This window comes from Amycolatopsis sp. NPDC005961, assembly GCF_040629235.1.
Lineage (GTDB): Bacteria > Actinomycetota > Actinomycetes > Mycobacteriales > Pseudonocardiaceae > Amycolatopsis > Amycolatopsis camponoti.
This window is the reverse complement of record NZ_JBEXVF010000069.1, coordinates 42,092-49,877: the sequence shown is the minus strand read 5'-3', so window position 1 is coordinate 49,877 and position 7,786 is coordinate 42,092. Positions and strand designations below refer to the sequence as shown.

7 protein-coding genes and 1 pseudogene are annotated in these 7,786 nt (G+C 72.2%); 2 read left to right on the top strand and 6 right to left on the bottom strand.

Annotation, left to right across the window (positions count from 1 at the left end):
• The first annotated feature begins 1 nt into the window (after position 1).
• Entirely contained in the window at positions 2-1,645 is a 1,644-nt protein-coding gene (locus ABZ342_RS39835) for an AMP-binding protein (RefSeq protein ID WP_360484583.1), read from the top strand.
• Here ABZ342_RS39835 and ABZ342_RS39830 read toward each other — a convergent pair.
• From ABZ342_RS39830 to ABZ342_RS39805, 6 genes and pseudogenes are all read right to left on the bottom strand, one after another.
• Positions 1,634-1,854, bottom strand: a pseudogene (locus ABZ342_RS39830) (integrase core domain-containing protein); the annotation flags it as partial. The gene ABZ342_RS39835 and the pseudogene ABZ342_RS39830 overlap by 12 nt on opposite strands.
• Positions 1,855-1,963: 109 nt before the next feature.
• Complete coding sequence (locus ABZ342_RS39825; protein ID WP_360484580.1) at positions 1,964-3,736, bottom strand: gamma-glutamyltransferase family protein; 1,773 nt, start codon at positions 3,734-3,736, stop codon at positions 1,964-1,966.
• A gap of 1 nt (position 3,737) precedes the next feature.
• Positions 3,738-4,607: a PhzF family phenazine biosynthesis protein gene (locus ABZ342_RS39820; RefSeq protein WP_360484577.1), complete on the bottom strand. Its 870-nt coding sequence runs from the start codon at positions 4,605-4,607 to the stop codon at positions 3,738-3,740.
• 10 nt (positions 4,608-4,617) lie between these two features.
• The gene (locus ABZ342_RS39815) at positions 4,618-5,481 is read right to left on the bottom strand and encodes an LLM class flavin-dependent oxidoreductase (RefSeq protein WP_360484574.1); all 864 of its coding nucleotides are present in this window, start codon (positions 5,479-5,481) and stop codon (positions 4,618-4,620) included.
• Positions 5,482-5,484: 3 nt separating this feature from the next.
• The gene (locus tag ABZ342_RS39810) at positions 5,485-6,399 is read right to left on the bottom strand and encodes a hypothetical protein (RefSeq protein ID WP_360484571.1); all 915 of its coding nucleotides are present in this window, start codon (positions 6,397-6,399) and stop codon (positions 5,485-5,487) included.
• Positions 6,399-6,902 carry a VOC family protein gene (locus tag ABZ342_RS39805; protein ID WP_360484568.1) on the bottom strand — a complete coding sequence of 168 codons (504 nt, stop codon included), beginning with the start codon at positions 6,900-6,902 and terminating at the stop codon, positions 6,399-6,401. Before ABZ342_RS39805 ends, ABZ342_RS39810 begins: the two co-directional genes overlap by 1 nt.
• A gap of 207 nt (positions 6,903-7,109) precedes the next feature.
• Between ABZ342_RS39805 and ABZ342_RS39800 the strand changes: the two genes are divergently transcribed.
• Positions 7,110-7,772: an O-methyltransferase gene (locus ABZ342_RS39800; RefSeq protein WP_360484565.1), complete on the top strand. Its 663-nt coding sequence runs from the start codon at positions 7,110-7,112 to the stop codon at positions 7,770-7,772.
• Positions 7,773-7,786 lie beyond the last annotated feature (14 nt).

Genomic DNA, 7,786 nt, shown 5'->3' with positions numbered 1-7,786 from the left:
GATCGACGTCGAGACCCTCCGTGGCCGCCGCGCGGTGCACCGCTGGGAGCGGACGTCGGTGGGCGACGTCTTCGAGCGGCTCACCTGGAGCCGCCCGGACCAGGTCGCGATCAGCGCGGCCGAGGGCGCCTACGGGGAAGAACAGTTCGCCTCCGTGACGTACCGGCAGGCCGACCGGGCCGCCAACCGGCTGGCCCACGCGCTGGCCGCGGCGGGCCTGGTGCCCGGCGACCGCGTGCTGCTGTTCTGCGAGAACACCGTCGAGGCGTTCCTGGCCAAGATCGGGATCGCCAAGGCGGGCATGGTCGCCGTCCCGCTGAACCCGGGCCTCGCTCCCGACGTCCTCGACCACCTCGTGCGGCAGACCGAACCGCGGCTGGCGATCGTCGACGCCGAACTGTGGCCACGGCTGGCCGGCGTACCGGGCGTGCGGGTCGGCGCCACCATCACGGTCGGCGGCGGCCCGGTCGCCGGCACGCCGTCGTTCGGCGGGTTCCTCGACGGGCGGCCGGACACCGAACCCACCGTCGAGATCCACGGCGACGACATCTACCAGCTGCTGTTCACCTCCGGCACCACCGCGATGCCGAAGGGCGTGATGCTCTCGCACAGCTACGCGCACCTGGCCGGGCTGAACTTCGCGCTGTCGCTCACCCGCGGCCTGCGGCACGAGACGGACCTGCGGGTCGTCACGTTCCTGCCGATGATCTACCACGTCGGTGACGCGCTGTTCACGTACTCGACGTTCTTCGCCGGCGGCACGCTGATCCTCGGCCGCCGCCCGGTGCCCGGCCCGGTCGCGGAGTCACTGGCGCGGTCACGGGCCACCGCGGTCTGGGCGGGCTCACCCCAGTTCGTCGCCGCGCTCGCCGACGAGATCGACGCTCGCGGGGACCTCGACCTCACCTCCCTGACCACGCTCGTCTACGGCTGGGGCGCCCTCTCCCCCGCGTTGCTGCGGCGCCTGGAAGCCCGGACCGCGCCGGGGTTCGTCACGGTCGGGATCTTCGGGCAGACGGAAGCCATCGCCTGCCACCGCTTCTGGCCCAGTGCGTGGCCCGAAGTGCACGCGCGCACGGCACCCGCGATGAACTACGTCGGCGTCCCGAGCGGGCTGCTCGCCTCCGACGTCGTCGACGAATCGGGCGAGCCGGTCCGCGGCACCCCCGGCGAGGCCGTCTACCGGTCGCCGGTCATGACGGCGGGCTACTACCGCGACGCGGCCGCGACCCGCGAGGCGTTCCGCGACGGGTGGTTCCACTCCGGCGACTCGGCGGTGGTGGACGAAGACGGCCTGCGGGTGATGGTGGACCGCTACAAGGACATCGTGAAGACGGGCGGCGAGAACGTCTCCAGCATGCGCGTCGAGGCGGTGCTGCACGAGCACCCCGGCGTCCTGCGCGCGGCGGTGATCGGCCTGCCGCACGAGCACTGGGGCGAGGCGGTCACGGCGGTCGTCGTCCCGCGGCCGGGCCACGATCCGGCCGAAGCCGAGCTGCTCGCGCACTGCCGCGAGCACTTGGCGGGGTACGAGAGCCCCAAGGCGATCGTCTTCGCCGAGTCCCTTCCCGAGACGGTCGGCGGCAAGATCCTCAAGTACCGGCTCCGGGCCCGGCACGCCGGCCTGTACACGTCACTCGGGTAGCTGTTCTGTCCGGTGAGGTTGGAGGATGCGGCTGGCGGGTGATTTGCCGCCGAGCGAGGTGTGGCCGCGGTGGTGGTGTGCAACCACCACCGCGGCAACGCAGCTCGGCGCTCGGTCTCGGTGCGGTAGGGCCGGTCGTAGGCCCATCCATCAAGCAAGGTGCGGTTGAACCGCTCGACCTTGCTGTTGGTTGGGGCCCGGTAGGGCCGGTGTGTTTGTGGGTGATCACCGCGTCGCGCAGTGTGTCGCGCCAGCCCGGGTCCGATCACGTGTCGCCTCGTACCCAACCCTCCATGATCACTACAGGTAGCCGCGGGCTCAGCGGGCCACGGCGTACGCCTGCTGACCCCGCGGACTGGCCGCGGCGAGAACCAGATCACCCTCGAACCCCGTCGCGCAGACCTTGCCCAACGACTTCTCCGCCGCCAGGACGACGTCATGACCCCGGTCGCGCAGCTGCTCGACCACCTCCGCCGGGCACCCGCTCTCGACCACCAGGCGGTTCGGACGGGCCGAACGCGGCGCGAACGATGACGGCACCTGGTCCGTGTGGAACGCCCGCTGCTCGATCGCCGCCTGGGGGCGCAACCCGGCGTCGACGTGGCTGAGGAAGAAGTTCAGCGTCCACTGGTCCTGCTGGTCGCCGCCCGGGGTGCCGAAGGCCAGGTGGGGTCGGCCCTGCTTCGTCACCAGCGTCGGGCTCAGGGTCGTCCGCGGGCGCTTGCCCGGCGCGACCGTGTTCGGGTGGCCCTCTTCCAGCAACGCCATCTGGCCGCGGGTGCCGAGCGGGAAGCCGAGACCGGGGATGACCGGGGAGCTCTTCAGCCAGCCGCCGCTGGGAGTGGCGACGACCATGTTGCCGTCGCGGTCCGACGCGCTGATGCAGCACGTGTCGCCCTTGGCCGCGGTCAGCTTCACCACCGCCGGGATGCCGTCGGCCAGCTGGGCGCGCCAGTCCGGGTCGGACGGGGCGGGCAGCGGCGGCTCCGGGAACCAGCCGTCCAAGCCCGGACGCAGCTCGCCGCACGCCCGCTCCCCCACCAGCTCGCGGCGGGCCGCCGCGTACTCCGGATCGAGCAGCCGGCGCAGCGGGACGTCGGAAAACGCCGGGTCGCCGTAGAACGCTTCCCGGTCGGCGAACGCGAGCTTCGCGCACTCGACGACCGTGTGCAGGTGCTCGGCGCCGCCGTGGTCCATCGCCGCCAGGTCGAAACCCTCGAGCAGGCCCAGCTGCTGCAGGAACACCGGACCCTGCGACCACGGGCCCGCCTTGTGCACGGTGTGCCCGCGGTAGTCCGTCGTCACCGCCGGCTCGATCGTGGGCCGCCAGGACGCCAGGTCGTGGCCGGTGAGCAGGCCGCCGTTGCGGCGGCCGGTGGAGTCGAGCGGCTCGGCCGTGGCGAGGAACTTGTCGATCGCCTCGGCGACGAACCCCTGGTAGAACACGGCGACAGCGGCGTCGATCCGGTTCTCGCGCCCGCCGGGGGCGGCTTCGGACTCGGCGAGGATCCGCCGGTAGGTCGCGGCCAGCGGCCGGTTGCGCAGCCGGGAGCCCGGCTCCGGCGGTCGTCCGTCCGGCAGGTAGACCTCGCCGGACGCCGTCCACTCCTCGCGGAACAGCGGCGCGAGCACCGCGATCATGTCCGCCGCCTTGGGCAGCAGCGGAAAGCCGTCCTCGGCGTAGGCGATGGCCGGGGCGAGCACGGTGCCGAGGTCGAGGCGGCCGCGGTCGCGCAGCAGCCGCAGCCACGCGCCGAACGCGCCGGGCACGACCGCCGGCAGCAGCCCGGAGCCGGGGATCGCGTCGACGCCGCGGTCGCGGAACGCCTGGGGTGTCGCGGCTTCCGGCATCGGGCCCTGGCCGCAGATCACCTCGACGTCGCCGGTCGCGCCGTCGTGCACCAGGATCGGGACGTCGCCGCCCGGGCCGTTGAGGTGCGGTTCGACGACCTGGATGACCAGCGCCGTCGCGACGGCCGCGTCGAAGGCGTTGCCGCCGAGGTCGAACATCGCCGTGCCGGCGGCCGAAGCCAGCCAGTGGGTGGAGGACACGGCCCCGCGGGTGCCGAGCAGTTCGGGTCGGTCGAGCACGTCAGCTTCCCTTCTCGCGGTCCGGGTCGGCCAGCTCGCCGGCGCCCGCCGGCAGCACGGCACCGGAGACCGACGCGGACACCGGCCGACCGTCGGCAACCCGGACCGAACAGTACAAAGTGGACGGACGTCCCTGCTCACGTCCTTGGCGCAGCGTGAAGTCGTGTGAGCCGTCGCCGCCGAGCCACCCCGCCTCGACGAGCCAGACGCCGAGCCCGAGCGCGGCCGAGGAACACGCCGGGTCCTCGGGCATCCCGTAGCCGGGCGCGAACAGCCGGCCGTGCGCGGTGCGGGTCGCCGGGTCCCAGCCGAACACGAGCACGTCGGCGAGGTCCGCGGCGGCCATCCGGGCGAAGTCGGGCACCGCGGCCGCGACGGCGTCCGCGCGCACCGGGAGGAAATGGAACGCCGGGCCGAACCCGCACGCCGCGGGGCGGGCGCCGTCGGCCGCGGGGGCGGGCAGGCCGACGGCGCCGAGCAGCAGCCCCGGATCGAGCGGCACGCTCTCCAGGGGGTCGTTCGCGGTGATCTTGCCCGCCTCGGCGGTCACGTCGAGGGGCAGCAGCTTCGGGCCGCACTCCTGCACGACCCGCCCGGCGGGCACCAGCCCGAGCCGCGCGAGCGTGACCGCGGTGCCGACGCTGGAATGCCCGCCGAAGGGCGACTCGGCCTTGGGGGTGAAGACCCGGACCCGGTAGTCCGCGCCGGTGCCGGTGGGCGGCAGCACGAACGCGGTCTCGGTGTGGTTGATCTCGCGCGCCAGTGCCTGCATGCCCGCGGGGTCGAGGTCACCGGCCCGCGGGACGACGCCGAGCGCGCTGCCGGCGTAGACGTGGTCGGCGAACATGTTGACGATCTCGTACGCTGGCATGCTGCTCCTCTCAGGACAGGTCCAGCTCGTCGAGGACGCGCTCGTCCCCTTGGTAGGGCTCGGATTCGCGGGGCCAGTGCACGACCAGATCGGTGAAGCCGAGATCGGCGAACGTGCCCGAGGCGTCCCGGAAGGACTGCGCCGAATCCAGCACGCCCCCGACGGTCGCGCCGGTCACCAGCAGCTTCCCCGCCGACGCCGGGTCCCGGCCGGCCGCGACGCAGGCGTCTTCGAACGCCCGGAGCTGGTCCTTCAGCTCCGGCACGACCAGGTCCCAGCGGCGGGCGTCGAAGCGGCCCGGCGCGCCGGCGGTGAGCCACGTTTCGCCGTACCGCGCGGCCAGGCCCATCGCCTTCGGGCCGGTGGCCGCCACCGCGAACGGCAGCCGCGGCCGCTGCACGCAGCCCGGTTCCATCCGCGCGTCCTCGCAGCGGTAGTACTCGCCCTCGTACGACGTGAGCGGTTGCCGCAGCAGCAGTTCCGTCAGCTCGAGGAACTCCGCGAACCGCCCGGACCGGCTTCCCGAAGGTGCGACGCCGAAGACGCTCTCGTCGTACCCCCCGGCCCCGGAGCCGACGCCGCAGATCAGCCGGCCGCCGGAAATGTCGTCGAGCGTCATCAGCTCCTTGGCGAACGGCACCGGGTGGCGGAACGTCGGCGTCGCGACGAGCGAGCCGAGCCGCATCTTCGACGTCACCCCCGCGGCGGCGGTCAGCGTCGGCAGGCAGCCGAACCAGGTTTCGTCCCGCAGCCAGCGCCACATCAGGTGGTCGTAGGTCCAGGCGTGGTCGAACCCGAGCTCTTCGGCGCGGCGCCAGCGGTCCCGCGCGGCGGACCAGCGCTGCTCGGGCAGCAGGACGATGCCGTGGCGCACGGCTCAGTCCGCCGGGGAGCCGGCGGCGCACGCGGCGATGTCGGCGAGCAGGCCGACGAACCCGGCCTCGCACGAGCGGACCTCGGGACTGGTCAGCTCCGCCGGCGGGTCCTCCGCGTCGGACACGGAGTCGACGCCGTTCACGGACACGTCCAGCGCCACGGCGTTGAGGCGGCGCAGGAGCTGCGCGACGACGTCCGGCAGCGACGTCGGCGCCCGCAGCGTCATGAAGTAGTTGTCGTAGACGACGCCGAGGACGTCCGGGTGGTGCACGTCGGTGGCGCCGGCCGAGTCCTGCAGGAGGGACCGGCCGCTGGGCACCAGTTTCGCCGCGATCCCGCCGTGGACCCGTTGGTAGAAACCGACTTCGTCGCGCAACGCCCGGACGCCGGGCGAGTCGTCGTCCGGCAGGCCCTTGCCGCGGTAGAGGTCGCGGACCGGGGCGAAGTCCGGTGCCCAGGTGCCGCTGAACCCGCGGTGCTGCAGGAACATGCTGGGCCGGATCACCTCGTGGTAGACGCCGATCGGCGTCGAGCTGGTGTAGAGCAGCATCGCACTGAAGCCGCGGGTGAACAGGGCCGCCGACGCCAGCGCGGCTTCGCGGTCACGCTCGCCGCGCCCGGCCAGCGCCAGCTCGCGGGCGACGAGCTGCCACAGCACGAACGTCACCTGGTGGCCGGTGATCCAGCGGAACCAGTAGAGGCGGTCGGACGACTCGACGGGTTCGACCGGGCCCGGCGCGCCGCCGCGGGAGATGTGCTCCAGGTGCGTGCACAGGCCCGCGAAGCGGGAGCAGGGGCCGTCGCCACCGGGTTCGGTGCCCGCGTCGGGGATGGTCAGCGGTTCGAGTCCGTAGGGGAAGTCGCCGAAGTCCCACCTCTCGCGCACGGGAACTCCGGTCAGCACGGGAACGGTCATCACGCCGCCTCCGGAATCCACGTGAACTCGTATTCGAGTCCGTTCACGTCGAATGCGTAGAAACTCTGCACGCCGTCGTCGTCGGTGACGATCTCCGTCGCCGGTTCGTCGCGGGTGAAATGGTAGAGACCGGATTCGTACAGTTTCATCCAGTGGCGCTGCCAAGCGCGCATTTCGGCCGGTGAACCGACCTCCAGGCAGACGTGCTGGAACTGCGCGTCGCCGGGGTCGGGCGCCTGAGCTCCCTCACCGGCCCGCTCGAAGAGGTGGAACCGGGTGCCACCGGCCCTCAGCTCGACGAGCCTGACGATGCCGGGCAGCCGGCTCGTGGTCAGCTCGGAGAACTCGTCCAGGGACCAGTTTTCCTTGCAGCCGAAGAAGTCCTGGTACCACGAGACGCAGTTGCCGAGGTCGGCGGTCTGGATCCCCAGGTGGTGGAAAGTCGCCGCACGCAGTGGCGCGAGGCGCGGCGACTCGAGGGTCGCCACGGCGTTCTCGGACATGGTCGCCATCCTTTCTTCCGGCACCGGGAGAGCATTCCCAGACGGCGCCTCGAGAGTGGCCTCGATCGATCATCGGGGGCGGCGGGAGAAACAACCGCCCGATCTCTTCCGAGCCTACAGTGGTTGCCGCCGGGAAATCAAGTTGGCGGCAAAAGAATCTCGATTATCCCTATAGCCGCGCGCGATCCTCAAGTACGATCGGGAAACATGAGCGAAGACCAGTGGACGAAAATCGACACCTACACCTCGACCCTGATGGTGGAGCACGACGCCGCCCTGGACCTCGCGGCCAAGGCCAGCGCCGAGGCCGGGCTGCCGGAGATCGCGGTGGCACCCAACCAGGGCAAGTTCCTCCACCTGCTCGCCCGCACCCACGGCGCGCGCCGCATCCTCGAGATCGGCGCGTTCGGCGGCTACAGCGCGATCTGGCTGGCCCGGGCGCTGCCGGCGGGCGGCTCGCTGACCACGCTGGAGGCCGAACCGTCCTTCGCCGAGGTCGCTCGGCGCAACATCGACAACGCGGGTCTGTCCGACGTCGTCGACCTGCGCGTCGGCAAGGCCCTCGACACGCTGCCGGAGCTGGCGGACGGTGAGCCGTTCGACTTCGTGTTCATCGACGCGGACAAGGCCAACATCCCCGAATACTTCGGCTGGGCCTTGAAGCTGACCCGCCCGGGCAGCGTGATCGTCGTCGACAACGTGGTGCTCGACGGGCTCGTCGTCGAAGCCGACAGCCCCAACCCGGCGGTGCAGGGCGTGCGACGGTTCAACCAGCTGGTGGCCGACGAACCGCGCGTCACCGCGACGACCGTGCAGACCGTCGGCAGCCGCGGCCACGACGGGTTCTGCCTGATGCTCGTCGAGAGCTGAGCGACCCACCACCG